Here is a 19,806-nt window from a genome sequence, read left to right as displayed (position 1 = left end):
GGCCCCGGTCCTGCCGGGCCACCCGGCGCGACCGGGGTTAGGGTGGCTCATGTTCGACCGACTGGAAGTCCCCGTCATCGCCGCGCCGATGGCCGGCGGGGCGTCCACACCGCGGCTCGTGGCCGAGGTCGGCCGCGCGGGCGGGATGGGGTTCCTGGCCGCCGGCTACCAGTCCGTCGAGGCGGTCGCCGAGCAGGTCGACGCCACCACCGCGCTCACCGACCGGCCCTTCGGCGTCAACCTGTTCGTCCCCGGGCCGCGGGCCAAGGTCGACCTCGCCGGCTACCGCGAGCGGGTCCGCGCGCAGTCGCCGACCGAGCCGGGCGAACCCCGCTGGGACGACGACTCCTACGCCGCCAAGCTCGAACTGCTGATGGCGCTGCGGGTGCCGGCCGTCTCGTTCACCTTCGGCCTGCCCACCGCCGCCGACGTCCACCGCCTGCACGCCGCGGGCACCACCGTCGTGGTCACCGTCACCACGCCCCGGGAAGCCGAGCAGGCCGCCCGGATCGGCGCCGACGCCCTGTGCGTGCAGGGCAGCGACGCGGGCGGCCACCGCGGCACGTTCGCCGACGACGGCGTCTCGCCCGGCGGCGGCGAGCTGTTCGGCGTGCTGGCCGCGCTGCGCCTGGTCCGCGACCGGGTGAACCTCCCGCTGATCGCCACCGGCGGCCTGGTGCACGGCGCGGACGTGGCCGCGGTGATCACCGCGGGCGCGGTGGCCGCCCAGCTCGGCACCGCGTTCCTGCCCACCCCGGAGGCGGGCACCTCGCCCGCCCACCGCCAGGCCCTCGCCGAGGGCACCCGGCGCACCGCGTTGACCAGGGCCTTCAGCGGCCGCCCGGCACGCGGTCTGGTCAACCGCTTCCTCACCGAGAACTCCGGCCACGCGCCCGCCGCCTACCCGGAGGTCCACCACCTGACCAGGCCCGTCCGGGCGTCCGGCGACCCGGAGCTGATGTCGCTGTGGGCCGGGCAGACCTACCCCCTCGTCCGGCCCGCGCCGGCCGCCGAGGTCGTGGCCCGGCTGCTCGCCGAGGCGCGCCAGGCCCTTTCCGCCGCGAACGCGCGCATCCCGCCGGGGTAGCACCGGAGAATGTCCGGCGTGAACACCGCGCGCGAACTCGCCGACGAGCTGCTGACCCTGGTGCTGGACGCCGATCCCGTGACGGCGACCCTGCGCGGCCTGCCCGGCTGGGACGACCGGCTGCCGGACCCGAGCGCCGAGGGCGAGCGCGCGCTGCGCGACCGCGCCGAGGCCATCGCCCGCCGCGCGGACACCGCCGGCGACGACCCGGTGACCCGGGCGGTGGTCGCGCAGCAGGCGTGGAGCCTGGTGCACCTCCTCGACGCGAACCTGGTCGAGCACACCCACGCCGAGGGCCTCAACGCCCCGGTGGTGCTGCTGCTCGGCGCGTTACCCCTGGTCCTGCCCGGCGACGATGCCGCCCGCCGCGCCTACCTGGCCCGGCTGGCCGCGCTGCCCGGCTACCTCGACGCCCTGGCCCACCGGCAGCGCGGGTCCGCCCGCCGCCCGGTCCGGCACCTGGTGGCCTCCGCCATCGCCCGCGTCGACCGCTACCTGGCCGAGCGCGTCGACCCGCTGGGCGCGCCGGTGGCGGGCACGCCGCTGGCCGACGAGTGCGCCGAGCTGCTCGCGGGCGCCGTGCGCCCCGCCTTCGCCCGCTACCGCGACTTCCTGGCCGCCGAGGTCCTCGGCCGGGGCCGCGACGAGGACCGGCCCGGCCTGTGCTGGCTGCCCGACGGCGACCGCCTCTACCCGAACCTGGTCCGCGCCTGCACCACGACCGACCACACCCCCGAGGAGCTGCACCGGATCGGCCGGGAGCTGATCGAGGCGCTGGACCGGGAGTACGAGGAGATCGGCGCGCGCGTGTTCGGCCCGGTGAGCGCCGCCGAGGTGCGGGCCCGCCTGCTCGCGGACCCGGACCTGCGCTGGCGCAGCGCCGCGGACATGCTCACCCTGGCCAGGCGGACCATCGCCCGCGCCGAGGAGGTCGCCGCCGACTGGTTCGGCACGCTGCCCGGCACGCGGTGCGAGGTGGAGGAGGTCCCGGAGGCCGAGGCGCCCAACGCGCCGCTGGCCTACTACATGGACCCGGCGCTGGACGGCTCCCGGCCGGGCACCTACTTCGTCAACACCCACCTCGCCGAGCAGCGCGACCGGTTCAGCGCCGAGTCCACCGCGTTCCACGAGGGCGTGCCCGGCCACCACTTCCAGATCGCGCTGGCGCAGCAGCTGGAGGACCTGCCGCTGCTGCGCCGCTTCGCGTCCATCGAGGCGTACCTGGAGGGCTGGGCGCTCTACACCGAGCGCCTGGCCGACGAGATGGGCCTCTACAGCGACGACGTGGCCCGGCTGGGGATGCTGTCGGGCGACTCGCTGCGCGCCGCCCGCCTGGTGGTGGACACCGGCCTGCACGCGCTGGGCTGGTCCCGGCAGCAGGCCGTGGACTACCTGCGCGCCAACGCGGTCATGCCGGACGTCGACATCTTCTCCGAGGTCGACCGGTACACCGAGAACCCCGCGCAGGCGCTGTCCTACATGGTGGGGCGGCTGGAGATCCAGCGCCTGCGCGGTGAGGCCGAGCGGCGCCTGGGCGACCGCTTCGACATCCGGGCCTTCCACGACCAGGTGCTGCGGGGCGGCCCGCTGCCGATGGCCGTGCTCGCCGACGTGGTCGACTCGTGGTGCGCGTCAGTCCTGTCGGTTCAGGACTGACTTCCGCCTGCTGTAGGCGAAGTAGACGACCAGGCCGATCGCGAACCAGATCCCGAACCGCAGCCACGTCTCCGGCGCCAGGAAGGTGATCAGCCACAGCGAGAACACCACGCCGACGATCGGCACGACCGGCATCCCGGGCGTCTTGAACGTGCGCGGCAGGTCGGGCTGCCGGTACCGCAGCACGACCACCGCGACGCACACCACCACGAACGCCAGCAGGATGCCGATGTTGGTCAGCTCCGCGGCCTCGCCGATGGGCAGGAAGCCGGCGATGGCCGCGGACGCGATGCCCAGCACCCACGTGACCCGCGTCGGCACGTGCTTGACCGGGTGGGTCTTGGCGAACCACCCGGGCAGCAGTCCGTCGCGGGACATCGAGTAGCCCACGCGCGCCGCGCCCATCAGGAAGGTGAACAGCACGGTGGTGATGCCCAGCACCGCGCCGACGGAGATGACGATGCCCAGCGCGGGCAGGCCGATGTCGGCGAACGCGGAGGCGAACGCGCTCTCGGCGTCGACGTCCTTGAAGTTCACCATGCCGGTCAGCACCAGGCACGCCAGCACGTAGAGCACCATGGAGATGGCCAGCGAGTAGATGATGGCCCTGGGCATGTGCCGCTGCGAGTCCTTGGACTCCTCGGCGGCCGTGCTCATCGCGTCGTAGCCGAACACGGCGAAGAACACGGTGGCCGCGCCGGTGAACGCGCCGGACAGGCCGAAGGGGAAGAACGGGTTGTAGTTGTCGGTGTTGATGTGGAACGCGCCGACCACGATCACCAGCAGCACCACGGCGACCTTCAGGTACACCAGGGTGGTCTCGAAGCGGGCCGCGTTCTTCATGCCGGTGTTCAGCACGAACGCGATCAGCAGGCACAGCAGCACGGCGAACAGGTTGACCTGGTAGCTGCCGGCCGCCACGCCGTCGGGCTCCGTGCCCGGCGCGCCGAGCAGCCACACCGGCAGGTCGACGCCGAGCAGGTCCAGCAGCTCGTTGAAGTAGCCGCTGATGCCGATCGCCACCACGGCCACGATCGCGGTGTACTCCAGCAGCAGGTCCCAGCCGATGAACCAGCCCACGATCTCGCCGAGCACGGCGTAGCCGTAGGTGTAGGCGGAACCGGCCCGGGGGATCAGGCCCGCGAACTCGGCGTAGGAGAACGCGGCGGCGGCGCTCGCGATGCCCGCGACGAGGAACGAGACCAGCACGGCGGGTCCCGCCGTCTGGTTGGCCACGGCGCCGGCGAGCGAGAAGATGCCCGCCCCGATGATGCCGCCGATGCCGATCGCGGTGAGCTGCCACAGACCCAGCGTGCGGGTCAGGCCGGTCTTCTCCTCGCCTATCTGCTCGATGGGCTTGCGGCGGAACACGCCGCTGCCCCGCCCGAAGCCTTCCCTGCCCTGCGGCACCGTCATTACCAGCTCCCTCGGTGGTCGTGTGCGAGCGGAACCGTACGCGCGTCGACTGTCCTCGGGTTTGTTCGATCGCACTACCGGAAGGCGGGTTGCTTGTTCGGGTGGATGGTTGAACCGGGAAAAGCGATGTTTCGCTCGTATTGTCCGATTCATGTAACTCGGTGTGTGGTTGGCCGGCTCAACCGCACGGCGGCTACGTCGTTCCACGCATGGGCGTGTGCTTACCGCGTCGATGATCCTTCGGGATTTCGTCCGTGAAGCCGACGCCCTGCATGGTGATGTGCACGCCAGTACCAGTGGTCGACGAGCTGTTCGGCGTATTGGGGCATTACCGCCTTCCGGTTCACAGCTCACCGGCTGCGGTGGGCTGCTCCGGTTCCTGCTCGACGGGGCAGTCGTCGATCACGATCACACGGTCGGCCGGCCAGATCGACTCCGAGACCTCCAGCACGTCGCCGTCTTCATCGCGGGCCACGTGGACCACGTGCATGACCGGGGCGCCGGTCGGCAGTTCGAGGGTGCCGCTCTCCTCGCCGGTGGGCATGCGCGCGATCCACTGGTCCCGGGCACGGGTGTAGTGGCGGCCGGTGAGGTCCTCGACGCAGAGGAACAGGGCTTTGGGCACCAGTTCGGGTTGTTCGAGGAAGCTCCCGCCGGCCACGTCGACCGGGAGGTAGCTGGCACCGATCTCCTCGGGGCGGTCGGTGTCCTTGTCGAACAGGTGCCGCCTGCGGATGACGACCTCGGTGCCGGGGTCGATGCCCCTGGCCTCCGCGATGTGGGAGGGGACCGGGCCGCGTCCGGCGAACACGATCTCGTGGCGCAGGTGGTGGGTCAGGAGCTGCTGGTGCCCACGGGCGCTGCCGTAGCGGCCGCGGGACCGTCGTTGCAGGCGGCGCTGTTGCTCTGGTTGACCGACACCGGCAAGGCCGGCGTTCGGGTCATCGGTCAGGACGCGAAGGCGGGTCCTTGGGAGGACACCGCGTTCACGTTGATGACCTCGCCGAATTTCCGGCCGGTGGCGCACGTGGAGACCCGGCTTACAGCCTGCTCCTCGACGATCCGAGGGAAACCGACGTCTTTCAGGAGATGGCACGGCGGCTGCTGGAGAACGCGATGGACGCCCCTAGGGGTCTCGGATGGTGCTCGGGTGCTTGGCGGGGCAGATGCGCGAATTCGCGGAAGCCGGTAGCCGATGAGCCGCCGCCGGTCGGCTTGGCCCCGGTCCGTTCGTCGAGGACCGGAATAGGGGAGCGTTCGGCCGGGTTGGGAGGGGGCGTGCAACTCGACGTGTGGTCGGACGTGGTGTGTCCCTGGTGCTACATCGGCAAGCGCAAGCTGGAACGCGCGCTGGAGGCGTGGGACGGCGAGCCGGTGACCGTGGTGTGGCGGCCGTTCCAGCTCCAGCCGGACGCCACGAGCAGCGGCCGGCCGATGGTCGAGGTGCTGGCCGGGAAGCTGGGCGAGCAGGGCGCGCGGGAGGCGCAGCGCCGGGTGACGGCGGTGGCCGCCGCCGTGGGGCTCGACTACGAGCTGGACCGGCAGGTCGAGGCGAACACGTTCGACGCCCACCGGCTCCTGCTCGCGGCGCGCGACCAGGGGGTGCAGGCCGCGGTGGGCGAGCGGTTCTTCCGCGCCCACTTCACCGAGGGCGCGGACGTCGGCGACCGCGGGGTGCTGGTGGCGCTGGCCGGTGAGGCGGGTCTGACCGGCGCCGAGGACCTGCTCGCCGACGACGCCCTGGCCGAGCGCCTGAACGAGGAGCTGGCCGAGGGCGTCGCGATCGGCGTGCGGTCGGTGCCCACGTTCGTGGTGGGCCGGCGCGGGGTCGCCGGCGCGCAGGACCCCGAGGTGCTGCTGGACCTGCTGCGGTCTAGCGGCTGAACACGATCTTGCCCGCGGTCTCGCCGTCGAGCATGGCGCGGAAGCCCTCCTCGGCGCGTTCGAACGGCAGCTCCGCGCCGATCTGCGGTCGCAGGCCGTTCAACTCGCAGAACGCCAGCAGGTCGGCCAGCTCCTCCCGGGTGCCCATGGTCGAGCCGACCACGCGCAGCTGGAGGAAGAACAGCCGCTGGAGTTCGGCGGCCGTGGCGTCGCCACTGGTCGCGCCCGAGATGACGATGATCCCGCCGGGCTTGAGCGACTTCATCGAGTGCGACCAGGTGGCCTTGCCGACGGTCTCGAACACGGCGTCCACCCGCTCGGGCAGGCGGGCGCCGGACTCGAAGGTCGCGTGCGCGCCCAGGCTCTCGGCCAGCGCCCGCTTCTCCTCGGTGCGGCCGGTCACCCACACCCGGAAGCCCGCCGCGCGGCCGAGCTGGACCAGCGCCGTGGACACGCCGCCCGAGGCGCCCTGCACGAGCATGGTCTGACCGGGGCGCAGGCCGGACTTCACGAACAGCATCCGGTACGCGGTCAGCCACGCCGTGCCCATGCACGCGGCCTCGGCGAAGCTCAGCCCGGCCGGCTTGGGCAGGGCGTTGCGGGCCGGGACGACGACGTGGTCGGCGAAGGTGCCCTGGTGCTTCTCGGTCAGCAGGGTGCGGCCGGGGTCGAGGGTCTCGTCGCCGGACCAGGCCGGGTCGCCGATCACCGAGTGCAGCACGACCTCGGAGCCGTCCTCCAGCACGCCCGCGCCGTCGCAGCCCAGGGTCATCGGGAACCGGTCGGCCTTGATGCCGACGCCGCGCAGCGTCCACAGGTCGTGCATGTTCAGGCTGGCCGCCCTGACCGCCACCTTCACCCAGCCCGGCGGGACCTCCGGCTCCGGCCGTTCGCCCACGCGCAGGGCGGCGATCGGGTCTTGCGGGCTCGGCTCGGCTGCGTAGACGGCGAACATGCGGGCAACTTACCGACTGGTAGCGATCCGCGTGCGGTGAAGCGCGTCACCCGACTAGGCTCGGTGCCGTGGTGGACGCCTTCCAGCAGTGGTGGGACGGGGTCGAGCTGTGGATGGCGCAGCTGGCCTTCCCGTTCCAGTTCGCGCTGCTCATGGGTGTGCTGCTGCCGCTGTGCCTGGGCGCGGCCCGGCTGATCGACCGGGTCGTGGACAACGCCTCGACCAGGTTCAACCCGGTGCCCAAGGTGCCGCCCGCCCAGCCCGGCGAGACGGACGCGGGCAGCGGTTCGTAGGCTCGCGGACGTGACTCCCGCTCGCCGCCTGACCGTCGCACTGCTGGGCCTGATCGCGCTGGTCGTGGTCGGCTACTTCGCCAAGGACGTGACCGGCACGGCCCAGGGGCCGACCTCGGCGCCGGTGCCGGGCGCGTCCTCGGGGCTGCCGGTGGAGGAGCTGTCGGACCTGCCCGAGCAGGTCCGCGAGACCTGGGAGCTGATCGGGCGCGGCGGGCCGTTCCCGTACCCGCGCAACGACGGCGTGACGTTCCAGAACCGCGAGAAGCGGCTGCCCCAGCAGGCCCGCGACCACTACCGGGAGTACACCGTGCCCACCCCCGGCAGCGACGACCGCGGCGCGCGTCGCCTGGTGACGGGCGCGGCCGACGAGGTGTTCTACACCGGTGACCACTACGCGTCGTTCGTCGTGGTGGACGTGACCCGGTGAGCACCCACCGGCACCGGGTCCGTGCGGGCGCCCGCACGCGGGCGGAGGTCCTCGCCGCCGTCGCGGACGCGCTGGACTTCCCCGACTGGTTCGGCCACAACCTCGACGCCCTCTACGACTGCCTCACCGACCTGTCCTGGCTGCCGCCCGGCGAGCACGTGCTGGTGTGGGAGGGCGGTGACGCGGCGGTCGAGGCGGTGCTGGCCGACGCCGAGGCGCGGACCCGGGAGGTCGGCGACCGCAGGCTGACCGTCGTCCGCGATCGCCGACCGGGTGGTGGCCGACCCGCGTCCTAGTCGCCCGACGGCACCCAGGACGGCGGGCGCTTGGCCACGAACGCGGCGATGCCCTCCTGCCCCTCGGGACCGCCGAAGTGCCGCGCGGACAGCTCCAGCATGTCGGCGAACGCCACGCCCAGGTCCTCCGCCCGCGGCTCGCGCAGCACCCGCTTGGTGGCGGCCAGGGCGCCGGGCGCGCCCAGCGCGAGCATGTCGGTGTAGCGGGTCACCTCGTCGTCCAGCCCCTCCGCCGGCACCGCCGAGTTGATCAGCCCGATGGCCGCGGCGCGCGGGGCGGCGAACGTCTCGCCGGTCAGGAACAGCTCGTGCGCGGCGCGGGGGAGCAGGCGGGGGAGCACGGTCACCGAGATGACCGCGGGCACCACGCCGATGCGGACCTCGCTGAACGCGAAGGTGGCGGTGTCCACCGCGATCGCGATGTCGCACGCGGCCACGAGGCCGACGCCGCCGGCGCGGGCCGGGCCCGCCAGGCGGGCGACCACGGGCTTGGGGCTGGTCCACAGCCGTTCCAGGATCGCGGGGAACTCGTTGACCCCCTGCTGGTCGGCGCTCGCGCCGCCCGCCTCCCTGAGGTCCATGCCCGAGCAGAACACCGGTCCGGTGTGGCTCAGCACGACCACCCGCACGGCGTCGTCGGCCGTCGCGGTGTCCAGGTGCGCGGTCAGCTCGGCGCGCAGCTGCCGGGACAGGGCGTTGCGGTTGCGGGGGGAGTCCAGCGTGATCGTCGCGATGCCGCGCCGCACCTCGTAGTGGACCAGCTCGTCTGCCATGGGCCGCACTCTACGACGGCGATTTCTTGACAGTGTGCTGTCAACTTGACAGGATGCTGTCATGAAGACGATCCACCTCGCGGTGTACGACGGCCTGGCCGACTGGGAGTTCGGGTACGTGGCGGCCGGGGTCAACAACCCGGCGTTCCAGCGGGAGCCCGGCCGCTTCCGGGTGCGGGCGGTCGGGGCCGGGCCCGAGCCGGTGACCACGATCGGCGGGCTGCGGATCGTGCCGGACCTCGTGCTGGCCGACGCCGACCCGGCCGACAGCGCCATGCTGGTCCTGCCCGGCGCGGACGCCTGGTCGACCGGGGAGCTGGTCCCGTTCGGCGCGGCCGCCCGGCGCTGGGTCGGGGCGGGCGTGCCGGTGGCCGGCATCTGCGGCGCGGTCGCCGGCCTGGCGGCCGAAGGTCTGCTGGACGACCGGCGGCACACCGGCAACGCGGTGGAGGAGCTGGGCGGCTACGCCGGGGCCGACCGGTTCGGGGCTGAGCGGGCGGTGCGGGACCGGGGCGTGATCACCGCGGGTGGCGCGTCGCCGCTGGAGTTCGCCCGCGAGGTCTTCGCCGAGCTGGACCTCTACCCGGACGAGGTGCTGGAGGCGTGGTACGGCCTGCACCGCACGGGCGACCCGGCCTGGTTCGGCAGGCTGGTGGGAGCGTGACCGAGCCGCGCACCGAGGCCGGGGACGTGCTGACCGAGGTCATCATGCGCACGTTCCGCCTCTACGGCGGCTTCCTCGCGGCCGCCGAGGTGATGACCGCGCCGGTCGGCCTGACCGCGGCGTGGTGGCAGGTGCTCGGCGCGGTGCTGCGGGAGCCGCTGCCGGTGTCCGGCATCGCCCGGGAGATGAGCCTGACCAGGCAGAGCGTGCAGCGCATCGCCGACCTGCTGGTGGACAGGGGGTTGGCCGAGTACCTGCCGAACCCGGCGCACAAGCGCGCCAAGCTGCTGCGGCCGACCGCGGCGGGGTACGCGGCGGTGCGCGGGCTGACCGCGGCGCAGCACGCGTTCACCAACCGCATCTCGGCCCGGGTGGACCTGGCCGACCTGCGCACGGCGCTGGGTGTGATGGAGCGGCTGGTGGAGGCGCTGGAGGAGGACGAGCGGGACCGGGGGTGACCCTCGGCCCGTCGTCGCCGGCCCGGTCTCGGCCGGTCCGCTCCCCAGCCGGTCCGCTCTCCAGCCGGCCTGGGTCTCAGCCCCGGTCCGGGTCTCGGCCGGCCCGCTCCTCAGGCGGTCCGGGCCAGCGGGACCAGCGCGCTCGCGTAGCGGTGCAGCACCAGCTCCGCCACCTCCGGGTCCGACCCCAGCGGCGGGGCGATCAGCGCGTCCTCCCCGGCCAGCCGCGCCACCCGGTCCGGCAGCAGGCCCGGCGCGAGGAACCACGACGCCACGGCGACGCGCCGCGCCCCCCGCGCCCGCAGCCGCCCCACCGCGGTCGGCACGTCCGGCGCCGCGGACGCGGCGAAGGCCGGCTCCACCCCCGCCCACCCCGAGCCCGCCGCCCACCGGGCCGCGATCGACGAGACCAGCGCGTTGGCCGGGGCGTGCGAGGAACCCGCGCCCGCCAGGACCACGCCCAGCGACCGGTCGCCCGAGCGCACGCCCACCGATGCCAGCCGCCGCAGGGCGGCCGACTCCAGCCGCGGGTCCGGGCCGAGCACGTCGGCGATCGCCACGTCCAGGCCGGGCGCGCGGGCCTCGGCCACCGCGCCCGGCACGTCGACCCGCGCGTGGAACGCCTTGCCCAGCAGCAGCGGCACCACCACGGCCGAGCGGTGGCCGTCGGCGCGGACCGCGCGCAGCACGTCGCCCAGCAGCGGCGCCGACAGGTCCAGGAACGAGGCCCGCACGTCCAGCGACGGCCGCAGCGCCCGGACCACGTCCAGCAGTTCGCGCACGGTCGCCGCCGACCGGGGGTCCCGGCTGCCGTGCGCCACGGCCACCAGCGCGGTCACAGCGCGCCCGCCAGCCCGCGCGACCGCAGCACGGCCCGCTCCAGCGGTCGGAACACCAGCAGTTCGATCCCCACGCCGACCAGCAGGATCAGGAAGATCGCCGCGATCACCACCGAGATGTCGTTGAGCGACGAGCCGTTGTGCAGGTACTGCCCCAGGCCCTCGCCCAGCTGCGGCGAGGTGGCGATGATCTCCGCCGCCATCAGCGACCGCCACGAGAACGCCCAGCCCTGCTTGAGCCCCGCCAGGTAGCCGGGCAGCGCGGCGGGCAGCAGGATGTGGCGGGCCGACGCCAGGCGACCGGCGCCCAGGGCCTGCCCGACCCGCGGCAGCAGCGGCGGGACCTGGTCCACCCCGGACACCAGCCCGTTGGCGATCGAGGGCACCGAGCCCATCAGCACCACGAAGAAGATGGTGGTCGGGGTGGCGCCGAACCACAGGATGCCCGCGGGCACCCACGCCACCGACGGCAGCGACTGGAGCCCCGTCAGCAGCGAGCCGATGGCCGCCCGCACCACGCGCACCTTGGCGATGAGCAGGCCCAGCGGCGTGGCGATCACCACGGCGGTGAGGAAGCCGAGCACCGCCCGGTGCACCGAGGTCCACAGCACCTCGACCGCGCGGCCGGTCTCGACCGCCTCGACCACCTCGCCCCACACCGCGCCGGGCGACGGGAGCTGGTACTCCGGCCAGAGCGCCAGCGCCCACAGCGCCTGCCACGCGGTGATCAGCAGGCCGAACGCGATCAGCGGCGGCAGGGTGGTGCGGACGAACCGCCTGCCCAGCGAGGGCCGCCGCTCCCGCGCCGGCGCGTCGAGCGCGTCCAGGCCGGCGCCGACGGCCGAGAGGTCCGCGTCAAGCCGCGGCATGACCGCTGATCACCTCGCGCAGCCTGCCGGTGATGTCCCCGATCAGGTCGGCCTCGTCGGCGCCGGTGGTGTCCCACTCGCGCACCACGCGGCCCGGCCGCGAGGACAGCAGCACCACCCGCCGGCCCAGGCGCACGGCCTCGCGCACGTCGTGGGTGACGAACAGGACCGCCGTGCCGGTCTCCCGCCACACCCGCACCAGCTCGGCCTGGAGCACGTCGCGGGTGATGGCGTCCAGCGCCGCGAACGGCTCGTCCATCAGCAGCAGGCCGCCCCGGTCGTCCCGGGCGCCGCCCAGGGTGGAGGCCAGGGCGCGGGCCAGGGCCACGCGCTGCCGCATCCCGCCGGACAGCTCGTGGGGCCGCTTGTGCCCGGCGCCGGCGAGCCGCACCAGCGACAGCAGCTCGTCGGCCTTCTCGCGGCGCGGGCCGCGCTTGACGCCCGCCAGCCGCAGCGGCAGCTCCACGTTGCGCGCCGCGGTCAGCCACGGCATCAGCGCGGCCTCCTGGAACATCACCGCGGGCCGCGAGGTGGTCAGCTCGATGCTGCCCGCGGAGGGCGCGTCGAGCCCGGCGACCAGGTTCAGCAGGGTCGACTTGCCGCAGCCGGACGCGCCCAGCAGGCACACGAACTCGCCCGGCGCGACCCGCAGGTCGACGCCGTCGAGCGCGACGACGGTCGAGGAGCCGTGCCCGAAGGTCTTGCGCACCCCGGTCAGGGTCACCGCGGCGTCCACATCGGACGCCGCCGGCGGGTTCTCCAGCGTGGCGGTCATGGTGGTGCCTGCCTTCCCTCGGGTCACTTCTCGTCCAGCCCGGCGGTGTCCACGGTCGGTTCGCCCGCTTCCGCGAGCACCTCGTTCAGCAGCGTCAGGTCGGCGAGCCCGGCCACGTCCGCGGCCCGCTTCGCCACCCCCGCGGTGACGGCGTCCCGCGCCAGCCGCGGGAAGGTCCCGGCCAGCGGGTCCGGGGTCAGCTCGACGTGGTCGAACGCGCGGTCGAGCACCGGCCCGCTCAGCGCCTTGCCGGTGAGGCGCTCCAGCGCGGCGTTGACGACCCGCTTCGCCGCGGGCCCGTCGGTCCGCGCGAGCCCGGTGGCCGCCAGGTGGCCGCGCAGCAGCGCCCGGACGGTCGCCGGGTGCTCCCGGAGGAACCTGGTCCGCACCAGCACCACCGTGGTCGGGAACCGGCCGCCCTCCCACAGCCGCGCCTCGTCCAGCAGCACCTCCGCGCCCGCCTCCAGCACCAGCCGCGACGACCACGGCTCCGGCGCCCACGCGGCGTGCACGTCGCCCCGCCGGAACAGGTCCAGCGCTTTCGGGTTCTCCGCGTTGGTCACCACGACCTGGCCGGGGTCCACGCCGACGGGCAGGCCCTGGTCGACCAGCCACCTCTTGAGCGCCACGTCCTGGGTGTTGCCCAGCTGGGGGCTCGCGACGACCCTGCCCCGCAGGTCCCCGGGCGCGTCGATGCCGGGCCGGACCACGAGCTGGGCGCCGCCGGACACGGCGCCCGCGACCAGCCGGACCGCCTCGCCGCCGGACTTCGCGTAGGCGTTGATCGCGGGGCCGGAGCCGAGGTAGGCCACGTCCAGCGAGCTGCCCAGCAGCGCGTTGACCGCGTCGGGCCCCGCGTTGAAGGTCTGGGTGGTGAGCGCGGTGCCGCCGAGTTCCCGGGCGAAGAGGCCCTGGTCCACGCCGATCAGCGCGGGGGCGTGGGTGAGGTTGGGGAAGTAGCCGAGGCGGACCTCGGCCGCGGGCCCCAGGTCCCGCGCCGGCGCGCCCTCGCCGCGGTCGATCCGGGAACACCCGGTCGGCGCGGTGAGGGCGACGAGCGCCGCCAGCGACGTGCCCAGGAACCGGCGTCGTGTGCTCACGGTCGCGGACCCCTCAGGGGCCGGGGGAGACGAGGGCGCGGCTGTCCCGCTCCACGGCGTCGTCGCCCAGCTCCGGCAGCGGCGCGCCCACCAGCCCGGCGGCCAGCGTGCTGCCGTCGGCGGCGTCGATGACCAGGAACGAGCCGGTGCGGCGGTGGCGCGCGTAGTCGTCGACCGGGATGGGCTCGGCCGTGCGCAGGTCGATCTGGCCGATCTCGTTGAGCTCCAGCGAGTCGGGCCCGTCGGTGCGGGCGAGCCGCTGCTCGTCGAACCGGGTGCGCAGCCGCGTGACGATCGCCTGGACGGTGCGCGTGCCGTGCTTGACCAGCACGCGCGCGCCGGGCACCAGCGGCTTCTCCGACAGCCAGCACACGGTGGCGTCCAGCTCGTCGGTCACGGTCGGCGGCACGGCCGCGGCCGAGATCAGGTCGCCCCGCGAGATGTCCAGGTCGTGCTCCAGCAGCAGGGTCACCGACCGGCCGGCGGCGGCCTGCTCCAGCGGGCCGTCGGCGGTGTCGATGCCGGTGACGGTCGTGCGCAGCCCGTTCGGCAGCACGGCCACCTCGTCGCCCACCCGCACGGTGCCCGCCGCGACCAGGCCCGCGTAGCCGCGGTAGTCGGGGTGCTCGGCGGTGCGCGGCCGGATGACGTACTGCACCGGGAAGCGGAACGGCGCGTCGTGCGGGTCCGGCTCGACCGGCACGGTCTCCAGGTGCTCCAGCAGCGTGGGGCCGCCGTACCAGGGGGTGCGCGCGGAGCGCTCCACCACGTTGTCGCCCGCCAGCGCCGAGACCGGGATGCCGACCACGGCGTCCTCGGGGAAGCCCAGCGCGGTGGCGTGCGCGGTGAACTCCTTGGCGATGCGCGAGAAGGTCACCTCGTCGAAGTCGACCAGGTCGATCTTGTTCACCGCGAGCACCAGGCGCGGCACGCCCAGCAGCGCGAGCACGGCCGCGTGCCGGCGGGTCTGCTCGATCACGCCCTTGCGCGCGTCGACCAGCAGCACGCCGAGCTGCGCGGTGGACGCGCCGGTCACCGTGTTGCGGGTGTACTGCACGTGGCCCGGGGTGTCGGCCAGCACGAACGAGCGCGCCGGCGTGGCGAAGTAGCGGTAGGCGACGTCGATGGTGATGCCCTGCTCGCGCTCCGAGCGCAGGCCGTCGACCAGCAGGGACAGGTCGGGCGTGGTCAGGCCGCGGTCGGCGCTGGCGCGGTGCACCGCGTCCAGGGTGTCGGCCAGCACGGACTTGGTGTCGTACAGCAGCCGCCCGACCAGGGTGGACTTGCCGTCGTCGACGCTGCCCGCCGTGGCGAGCCTCAACAGGTCGCTCATCAGAAGTAGCCCTCCCGCTTGCGGTCCTCCATGGCGGCCTCGGACAGCCGGTCGTCCGCGCGCGTCGCGCCGCGCTCGGTGAGCCGCGAGGCGGCCACCTCGGCGATGACGGCCTCGATGTCCGCGGCGTCGGACTCGACCGCGCCGGTGCACGACCCGTCGCCGACCGTCCGGTAGCGGACGGTCTTGCCGACCAGCCGCTCACCCTCGCGCGGACCGCCCCACGGGCCCTCGGCCAGCCACATCCCGTCCCGCAGGTACACCTCGCGGTGGTGGGCGTAGTAGATCGACGGCAGCTCGATGCCCTCGCGGGCGATGTAGCGCCACACGTCCAGCTCGGTCCAGTTGGACAGCGGGAACACGCGCACGTGCTCGCCGGGGCGGTGGCGGCCGTTGTAGAGGTTCCACAGCTCCGGGCGCTGGCGGCGCGGCTCCCACTGGCCGAACGCGTTGCGCAGGCTGAAGATCCGCTCCTTGGCGCGGGCCCGCTCCTCGTCCCGGCGCCCGCCGCCGAACACGGCGTCGAACCGGTGGGTGGTGATGGCGTCGAGCAGCGGCACGGTCTGGAGCGGGTTGCGCGTGCCGTCCGGGCGCTCGGTGAGCCGGCCGTCGTCCAGGAAGTCCTGGACCTTCGCCACCTCCAGGCGCAGCCCGTGCCGGGCCACCACGCGGTCGCGGAACTCGATGACCTCGTCGAAGTTGTGCCCGGTGTCCACGTGCAGCAGCGGGAACGGCACCGGGGCGGGCCAGAACGCCTTGACCGCCAGGTGCAGCAGGAGCGTGGAGTCCTTGCCGCCGGAGAACAGGATCACCGGCCGGTCGAACTCGCCCGCGACCTCGCGGAAGATGTGGATCGCCTCGGACTCCAGGCGGTCCAGCGTGTCCAGGGCTGTCGTCATCCGTGCAACCCGCATTCCGTCTTGGCGAGCCCGGCCCACCGGCCGCTGCGCGCGTCCTGACCCGGCAGCGGCTTCGCCGTGCACGGGGCGCAGCCGATCGACGGGTACCCCTGCTGGACCAGCAGGTTCTCCAGGATCCCGTGCCGGTGGAGGTAGTCGTTGAACTCGTCGTCGGACCACGGCGCGATCGGGTTGACCTTCACCAGGCCGTTGCGCTCGTCCCACTGGACGACCGGGGTGTCCGCGCGCGTCGGCGCGTCGACCCGGCGCACGCCGGTCACCCACGCGTCGTACTTGGCCAGTTCGCGCCGCAGCGGCACCACCTTGCGCAGGTGGCAGCACCGGGCGGGGTCCGTCCGGTGCAGCAGGCCGAACTCCGCCTCCTGGTCGGCCACCGACTGCTCGGCGGCGGCGTTGACCATCCGCACCTCCGGGTAGACCAGCTCGACCGCGTCGCGCACGCCGGTGGTCTCGGCGAAGTGGTAGCCGGTCTCCAGGAACAGCACGGAGACGTCCGGCTTGACCCTGGTGGCCAGGTCGATCAGCACGGCGTCCTGCATGTTCGACGCGACGATGAAGCTGTCGCCGAACGTGCGGGCGGTCCAGGCCAACGCCTCCTCGGCACTGGCGTCCGCCAGTTCGACCGAGGCGGCCTCGGCGATCACCTTCAACTCGTCGAGCCTGGTGGGGGCGGTCACCGCTGCACCTCCTTCTGTGGAAGGTTGAGACCCACGAACTTGACCGTGAACACGCGGCGGCAGGAGGCGCACAGCCACGAGTGGGCCGGCTCCTCCTCGGGGCGGAGGTCCTCGTCCCCGCAGTAGGGGCAGTAGAACGGGGTGGCGCGCTCGCTCATCGGAGGGCGTCCTCGTCGGCGCGGGCGACCCACTGCGCGAACCGCTCGTCGGGCTCCCGCTGGGCGACGAAGTGGCGCACCACCCGCTCGACGTAGTCCGACAGCTCGGCGGCGGTGACCTTGTGCCCGCGCAGCTTGCGGCCGAACCCGGCGTCCAGGCCCAGGCCGCCGCCCAGGTGCACCTGGAAGCCCTCGACCTGGTTGCCGTCGGCGTCGGTGACGATCTGGCCCTTGAGCCCGATGTCCGCGGTCTGGATGCGGGCGCAGGAGTTGGGGCAGCCGTTGATGTGCACCGAGACGGGCGCGGTGACCCCGGCCACGACGTCGGCCAGCCGCGCCTCCAGCGCGGTCACCAGCTCCACCGCGCGGGCCTTGGTCTCGACGATGGCGAGCTTGCAGAACTCGATGCCGGTGCACGCCATCACGCCCCGCCGCCACGGCGACGGCTCGGTCTGGAGGCCCAGCTTGGCCAGGTCGGACTGGAGGGCCTTGACCTCGGCCTCCGGCACGTCGAGCACGACCAGCTTCTGCTGCGGGGTCAGGCGCACCCGGCCGGACCCGGCCCGCTCGACCACCTTGGCGACCTCGACCAGCGTCGACCCGGACACCCGGCCGGCGATGGGGGCGGCGCCGACGTAGAACAGGCCGTCCCGCTGCCGGTGCACGCCGATGTGGTCGCGCGGCACGTCGGGCACCTCGGGCGCGGGGCCGTCGACCAGCTTCCGCTCCAGGTACTCGGTCTCCAGGACCTCGCGGAACTTCTCCGGGCCCCAGTCGGCGACCAGGAACTTGATCCGCGCCCGGTGCCGCAGCCGGCGGTAGCCGTAGTCGCGGAAGACCGCGATCACGCCCTCCCACACGTCCGGCACCTCGTCCGGCGGCACCCACGCGCCCAGCCGCTTGCCGATCATCGGGTTGGTGGACAGGCCGCCGCCGACCCACAGGTCGAAGCCGGGGCCGTGCTCGGGGTGGACCACGCCGACGAACGCCACGTCGTGGATCTCGTGCGCCACGTCCGGCAGGCCCGAGATCGCGGTCTTGAACTTGCGCGGCAGGTTCGAGTAGCGCGGGTCGCCGATGTAGCGGCGCAGGATCTCCTCGATCGCCGGGGTGCCGTCGACCACCTCGTCCTCGGCGATGCCCGCGACCGGGGAGCCGAGGATCACGCGCGGGCTGTCGCCGCACGCCTCCATCGTGGTCAGCCCCGCGGCCTCCAGCTTCTGCCAGATCGTCGGGACGTCCTCGACGCGGATCCAGTGGTACTGGACGTTCTGCCGGTCGGTGATGTCGGCGGTGTCGCGCGCGTAGGTCTGGGACAGCTCCCCGATCAGCGCGAGCTGCTGCGTGGTGAGCCGGCCGCCGTCGATGCGGACGCGCAGCATGAAGTACTCGTCGTCCAGCTCCTCCGGCTCCAGGGTGGCGGTGCGGCCGCCGTCGATGCCGGGCTTGCGCTGGGTGTAGAGGCCGTACCAGCGGAACCGGCCGCGCAGGTCGGCCGGGTCGATGGAGTCGAAGCCGCCGTGGGCGTAGATGTTCTCGATCCGCGCGCGCACGTTGAGCGGGTTGTCGTCCTTCTTGCTCCGCTCGTTCGGGTTCAGCGGCTCGCGGTAGCCCAGCGCCCACTGCCCCTCGCCTCGGCGCTGCTTGGCGCGGGGCGTCGTGCTCGCCGAGGTCGTCGGGGGGACCATCCTCGTCCTCCGGGGATTCGGGGCGCTGGGCGCGTGCGAAGTCCCGGGGCGAGCCGCGGTGGGATCCTCGTCAGCGCAGCCCGGCGCCGACGGAACTACAGGTCAGCGCGGGTCAGGCCGAACGACGGCACATCGCGCTGGAGACGCGCCGGAAGTCGACGTGGCGGCGGACCACCAGGCGGATTCCGGTCGAAGTCATGACCTCAGCGTGCCACGCGTCCATGTTGTGGTCCACCTCCATCCGCATGGTGGGACGGGGTCCACAGGACTGGTAAGGGCTGGTAGATGGGACACTGGAGGCCATGCCCTCCGCCCTGCCCGCCGGTGATCCCGCGCCCCCCGACGGCTCGCTGCCCGCCACCGCCCTCGCCGGGCTGGGCTCCCGGCCGTTCGGCGTCTACGTCCACGTGCCCTTCTGCGCGACCCGGTGCGGCTACTGCGACTTCAACACCTACACAGCCGGTGAGCTGGGCAGTTCCGCCTCGCCCGAGTCGTGGCTGGAGGGCCTTCGGCGCGAGCTGGACCTCGCCGCGCGGGTCCTGGGCGCGCCGCCGGCGGCCGAGACGGTGTTCGTGGGCGGCGGCACGCCGTCCCTGCTCGGACCCGACGGGCTGGCCGCCGTGCTGGACGCGGTGCGCGCCTCGGTGGGCCTGGCGCCGGGCGCGGAGGTGACCACCGAGGCCAACCCGGAGTCGACCTCGCCCGCGTTCTTCGGGGCCATCCGTGACGCGGGTTACACCCGGGTGTCGCTGGGGATGCAGTCCGCGGCCCGGCACGTGCTCGCCGTGCTCGACCGGTCCCACACGCCGGGCCGGCCGGTCGCGGCGGCGCGGGAGGCGCGGGAGGCGGGCTTCGACCACGTCAACCTGGACCTGATCTACGGCACGCCGGGGGAGACCGCCGACGACCTGCGGGCCTCCCTGGACGCGGTGCGCGGTGCGGGCGTGGACCACGTCTCGGCGTACGCGCTGATCGTGGAGGAGGGCACCGCGCTGGCCCGCCGGGTGCGGCGCGGCGAACTGCCGATGCCCGACGACGACGTGCTGGCCGACAAGTACGAGCAGGTCGACCGGGCCCTGACCGAACAGGGGCTGACCTGGTACGAGGTGTCGAACTGGGCGGCGGACGCGGCGGCGGGGTGCCGGCACAACCTGCTGTACTGGCGGGGCGCCGACTGGTGGGGCGCGGGCCCCGGCGCGCATAGCCACGTCGGCGGCCTGCGCTGGTGGAACGTCAAGCACCCGGCGAAGTACGCGGGGCTGCTCGCGGCGGGCACGTCCCCGGCCGCCGGGCGCGAGGAGCTGTCGGGGGACGACCGGCGCGTGGAGCGGGTGCTGCTGGAGCTGCGCCTGGCCGCCGGGCTGCCGCTGGACGTGCTCGACGCGGAGGGGCGGGCGGAGGCGGAGGTGGCCGCGGCGGACGGCCTGCTCGACCCGGCGGCGCTGGCCGCGGGGCGGTGCGTGCTCACCGACCGGGGCCGGCTGCTGGCCGACGCGGTGGTGCGCAGGCTCACCTGAGCAGGCCGCCGCCGAGTC

General features: G+C 73.9%; 22 protein-coding genes. 9 read left to right on the top strand and 13 right to left on the bottom strand.

Going from position 1 to position 19,806, the window contains the following annotated elements:
- Nucleotides 1-49 precede the first annotated feature (49 nt).
- Nucleotides 50-1,087, top strand: a complete 1,038-nt coding sequence (locus Q5530_RS15095; RefSeq protein WP_380636696.1) for an NAD(P)H-dependent flavin oxidoreductase — start codon at nucleotides 50-52, stop codon at nucleotides 1,085-1,087.
- Between the two features lie 18 nt (nucleotides 1,088-1,105).
- Nucleotides 1,106-2,743 (top strand): DUF885 domain-containing protein, encoded by a 1,638-nt coding sequence (locus Q5530_RS15090; protein WP_415362824.1) that lies wholly within the window; start codon nucleotides 1,106-1,108, stop codon nucleotides 2,741-2,743.
- Here Q5530_RS15090 and Q5530_RS15085 read toward each other — a convergent pair.
- A complete protein-coding gene (locus Q5530_RS15085) occupies nucleotides 2,720-4,159 on the bottom strand; it encodes an amino acid permease (RefSeq protein ID WP_380636692.1) in 1,440 nt (479 codons plus the stop codon). The two genes, Q5530_RS15090 and Q5530_RS15085, sit on opposite strands and share 24 nt — an antisense overlap.
- A 343-nt stretch (nucleotides 4,160-4,502) precedes the next feature.
- Complete coding sequence (locus tag Q5530_RS15080; protein ID WP_415362823.1) at nucleotides 4,503-5,186, bottom strand: UTRA domain-containing protein; 684 nt, start codon at nucleotides 5,184-5,186, stop codon at nucleotides 4,503-4,505.
- A 251-nt stretch (nucleotides 5,187-5,437) separates the two neighbouring features.
- Between Q5530_RS15080 and Q5530_RS15075 the strand changes: the two genes are divergently transcribed.
- Nucleotides 5,438-6,043, top strand: a complete 606-nt coding sequence (locus Q5530_RS15075; protein WP_415362822.1) for a DsbA family oxidoreductase — start codon at nucleotides 5,438-5,440, stop codon at nucleotides 6,041-6,043.
- Here the strand turns inward: Q5530_RS15075 and Q5530_RS15070 are convergent.
- Nucleotides 6,033-6,998, bottom strand: coding sequence for a zinc-binding dehydrogenase (locus Q5530_RS15070; protein WP_415362821.1), 966 nt, complete (start codon nucleotides 6,996-6,998; stop codon nucleotides 6,033-6,035). The two genes, Q5530_RS15075 and Q5530_RS15070, sit on opposite strands and share 11 nt — an antisense overlap.
- A gap of 68 nt (nucleotides 6,999-7,066) precedes the next feature.
- Here Q5530_RS15070 and Q5530_RS15065 point away from each other — a divergent pair, with 68 nt between their 5' ends.
- Genes Q5530_RS15065 through Q5530_RS15055 form a run of 3 tightly spaced genes read left to right on the top strand, consistent with a single transcriptional unit; the run spans nucleotide 7,067 to nucleotide 8,017 of the window.
- Nucleotides 7,067-7,291, top strand: coding sequence for a hypothetical protein (locus Q5530_RS15065; RefSeq protein WP_380636688.1), 225 nt, complete (start codon nucleotides 7,067-7,069; stop codon nucleotides 7,289-7,291).
- 10 nt (nucleotides 7,292-7,301) lie between these two features.
- A complete protein-coding gene (locus Q5530_RS15060) occupies nucleotides 7,302-7,721 on the top strand; it encodes a ribonuclease domain-containing protein (protein ID WP_415362819.1) in 420 nt (139 codons plus the stop codon).
- A complete protein-coding gene (locus Q5530_RS15055; RefSeq protein WP_415362817.1) occupies nucleotides 7,718-8,017 on the top strand; it encodes a barstar family protein in 300 nt (99 codons plus the stop codon). The genes Q5530_RS15060 and Q5530_RS15055 overlap by 4 nt, the downstream gene beginning before the upstream one ends.
- On the opposite strand, the gene Q5530_RS15050 is transcribed toward Q5530_RS15055, so the two are convergent.
- Nucleotides 8,014-8,790, bottom strand: a complete 777-nt coding sequence (locus Q5530_RS15050; protein WP_415362815.1) for an enoyl-CoA hydratase-related protein — start codon at nucleotides 8,788-8,790, stop codon at nucleotides 8,014-8,016. The genes Q5530_RS15055 and Q5530_RS15050 overlap by 4 nt on opposite strands.
- A 61-nt stretch (nucleotides 8,791-8,851) precedes the next feature.
- Between Q5530_RS15050 and Q5530_RS15045 the strand changes: the two genes are divergently transcribed.
- Complete coding sequence (locus Q5530_RS15045; protein WP_415362814.1) at nucleotides 8,852-9,454, top strand: DJ-1/PfpI family protein; 603 nt, start codon at nucleotides 8,852-8,854, stop codon at nucleotides 9,452-9,454.
- Complete coding sequence (locus tag Q5530_RS15040) at nucleotides 9,451-9,912, top strand: MarR family winged helix-turn-helix transcriptional regulator (protein ID WP_380636677.1); 462 nt, start codon at nucleotides 9,451-9,453, stop codon at nucleotides 9,910-9,912. Before Q5530_RS15045 ends, Q5530_RS15040 begins: the two co-directional genes overlap by 4 nt.
- A gap of 110 nt (nucleotides 9,913-10,022) precedes the next feature.
- Here the strand turns inward: Q5530_RS15040 and Q5530_RS15035 are convergent, their stop codons facing one another.
- From Q5530_RS15035 to Q5530_RS14995, 9 genes are read right to left on the bottom strand one after another with little or no spacing between them, the layout of a single operon-like run.
- Nucleotides 10,023-10,751 carry a sirohydrochlorin chelatase gene (locus tag Q5530_RS15035; RefSeq protein WP_415362812.1) on the bottom strand — a complete coding sequence of 243 codons (729 nt, stop codon included), beginning with the start codon at nucleotides 10,749-10,751 and terminating at the stop codon, nucleotides 10,023-10,025.
- Nucleotides 10,748-11,620 (bottom strand): ABC transporter permease, encoded by an 873-nt coding sequence (locus tag Q5530_RS15030; protein ID WP_415362811.1) that lies wholly within the window; start codon nucleotides 11,618-11,620, stop codon nucleotides 10,748-10,750. The genes Q5530_RS15035 and Q5530_RS15030 overlap by 4 nt, the downstream gene beginning before the upstream one ends.
- Nucleotides 11,607-12,395 (bottom strand): ABC transporter ATP-binding protein, encoded by a 789-nt coding sequence (locus tag Q5530_RS15025; RefSeq protein WP_415362809.1) that lies wholly within the window; start codon nucleotides 12,393-12,395, stop codon nucleotides 11,607-11,609. The genes Q5530_RS15030 and Q5530_RS15025 overlap by 14 nt, the downstream gene beginning before the upstream one ends.
- A gap of 23 nt (nucleotides 12,396-12,418) precedes the next feature.
- Nucleotides 12,419-13,495 (bottom strand): ABC transporter substrate-binding protein, encoded by a 1,077-nt coding sequence (locus tag Q5530_RS15020; RefSeq protein ID WP_415362808.1) that lies wholly within the window; start codon nucleotides 13,493-13,495, stop codon nucleotides 12,419-12,421.
- A 13-nt stretch (nucleotides 13,496-13,508) separates the two neighbouring features.
- On the bottom strand, nucleotides 13,509-14,828 hold the full coding sequence (locus Q5530_RS15015; RefSeq protein WP_415362807.1) for a sulfate adenylyltransferase subunit 1: 1,320 nt from the start codon (nucleotides 14,826-14,828) through the stop codon (nucleotides 13,509-13,511).
- Nucleotides 14,828-15,727 carry a sulfate adenylyltransferase subunit CysD gene (gene cysD / locus Q5530_RS15010; protein ID WP_380636670.1) on the bottom strand — a complete coding sequence of 300 codons (900 nt, stop codon included), beginning with the start codon at nucleotides 15,725-15,727 and terminating at the stop codon, nucleotides 14,828-14,830. The genes Q5530_RS15015 and cysD overlap by 1 nt, the downstream gene beginning before the upstream one ends.
- Nucleotides 15,724-16,425: a phosphoadenylyl-sulfate reductase gene (locus tag Q5530_RS15005; RefSeq protein ID WP_380636667.1), complete on the bottom strand. Its 702-nt coding sequence runs from the start codon at nucleotides 16,423-16,425 to the stop codon at nucleotides 15,724-15,726. The genes cysD and Q5530_RS15005 overlap by 4 nt, the downstream gene beginning before the upstream one ends.
- Entirely contained in the window at nucleotides 16,422-16,583 is a 162-nt protein-coding gene (locus Q5530_RS15000) for an Insertion element protein (protein WP_380636663.1), read from the bottom strand. Before Q5530_RS15000 ends, Q5530_RS15005 begins: the two co-directional genes overlap by 4 nt.
- Nucleotides 16,580-18,271, bottom strand: a complete 1,692-nt coding sequence (locus Q5530_RS14995) for a nitrite/sulfite reductase (protein ID WP_380636659.1) — start codon at nucleotides 18,269-18,271, stop codon at nucleotides 16,580-16,582. Before Q5530_RS14995 ends, Q5530_RS15000 begins: the two co-directional genes overlap by 4 nt.
- Nucleotides 18,272-18,573: 302 nt before the next feature.
- On the opposite strand from Q5530_RS14995, the gene hemW reads away from it, so the two are divergent.
- On the top strand, nucleotides 18,574-19,788 hold the full coding sequence (gene hemW, locus Q5530_RS14990) for a radical SAM family heme chaperone HemW (RefSeq protein ID WP_415362805.1): 1,215 nt from the start codon (nucleotides 18,574-18,576) through the stop codon (nucleotides 19,786-19,788).
- The last annotated feature ends 18 nt before the right edge of the window (nucleotides 19,789-19,806 follow it).

The sequence above is a fragment of the Saccharothrix sp. BKS2 genome (assembly GCF_047689505.1).
Lineage (GTDB): Bacteria > Actinomycetota > Actinomycetes > Mycobacteriales > Pseudonocardiaceae > Actinosynnema > Actinosynnema lopnurensis.
The sequence above is the reverse complement of the archived record's forward strand: the minus strand, read 5'-3'. Positions and strand labels throughout refer to the sequence as shown.

Bases quoted from the DNA above. Each gene is read 5' to 3' on its own strand.
- Q5530_RS15095 (WP_380636696.1), top strand. From the start codon at position 50: ATGTTCGACCGACTGGAAGTCCCCGTCATCGCCGCGCCGATGGCCGGC.
- Q5530_RS15085 (WP_380636692.1), bottom strand. From the start codon at position 4,159: ATGACGGTGCCGCAGGGCAGGGAAGGCTTCGGGCGGGGCAGCGGCGTG.
- Q5530_RS15070 (WP_415362821.1), bottom strand. From the start codon at position 6,998: ATGTTCGCCGTCTACGCAGCCGAGCCGAGCCCGCAAGACCCGATCGCC.
- Q5530_RS15050 (WP_415362815.1), bottom strand. From the start codon at position 8,790: ATGGCAGACGAGCTGGTCCACTACGAGGTGCGGCGCGGCATCGCGACG.
- Q5530_RS15045 (WP_415362814.1), top strand. From the start codon at position 8,852: ATGAAGACGATCCACCTCGCGGTGTACGACGGCCTGGCCGACTGGGAG.
- Q5530_RS15030 (WP_415362811.1), bottom strand. From the start codon at position 11,620: ATGCCGCGGCTTGACGCGGACCTCTCGGCCGTCGGCGCCGGCCTGGAC.
- Q5530_RS15025 (WP_415362809.1), bottom strand. From the start codon at position 12,395: ATGACCGCCACGCTGGAGAACCCGCCGGCGGCGTCCGATGTGGACGCC.
- Q5530_RS15015 (WP_415362807.1), bottom strand. From the start codon at position 14,828: ATGAGCGACCTGTTGAGGCTCGCCACGGCGGGCAGCGTCGACGACGGC.
- cysD (WP_380636670.1), bottom strand. From the start codon at position 15,727: ATGACGACAGCCCTGGACACGCTGGACCGCCTGGAGTCCGAGGCGATC.
- Q5530_RS15000 (WP_380636663.1), bottom strand. From the start codon at position 16,583: ATGAGCGAGCGCGCCACCCCGTTCTACTGCCCCTACTGCGGGGACGAG.
- Q5530_RS14995 (WP_380636659.1), bottom strand. From the start codon at position 18,271: ATGGTCCCCCCGACGACCTCGGCGAGCACGACGCCCCGCGCCAAGCAG.
- hemW (WP_415362805.1), top strand. From the start codon at position 18,574: ATGCCCTCCGCCCTGCCCGCCGGTGATCCCGCGCCCCCCGACGGCTCG.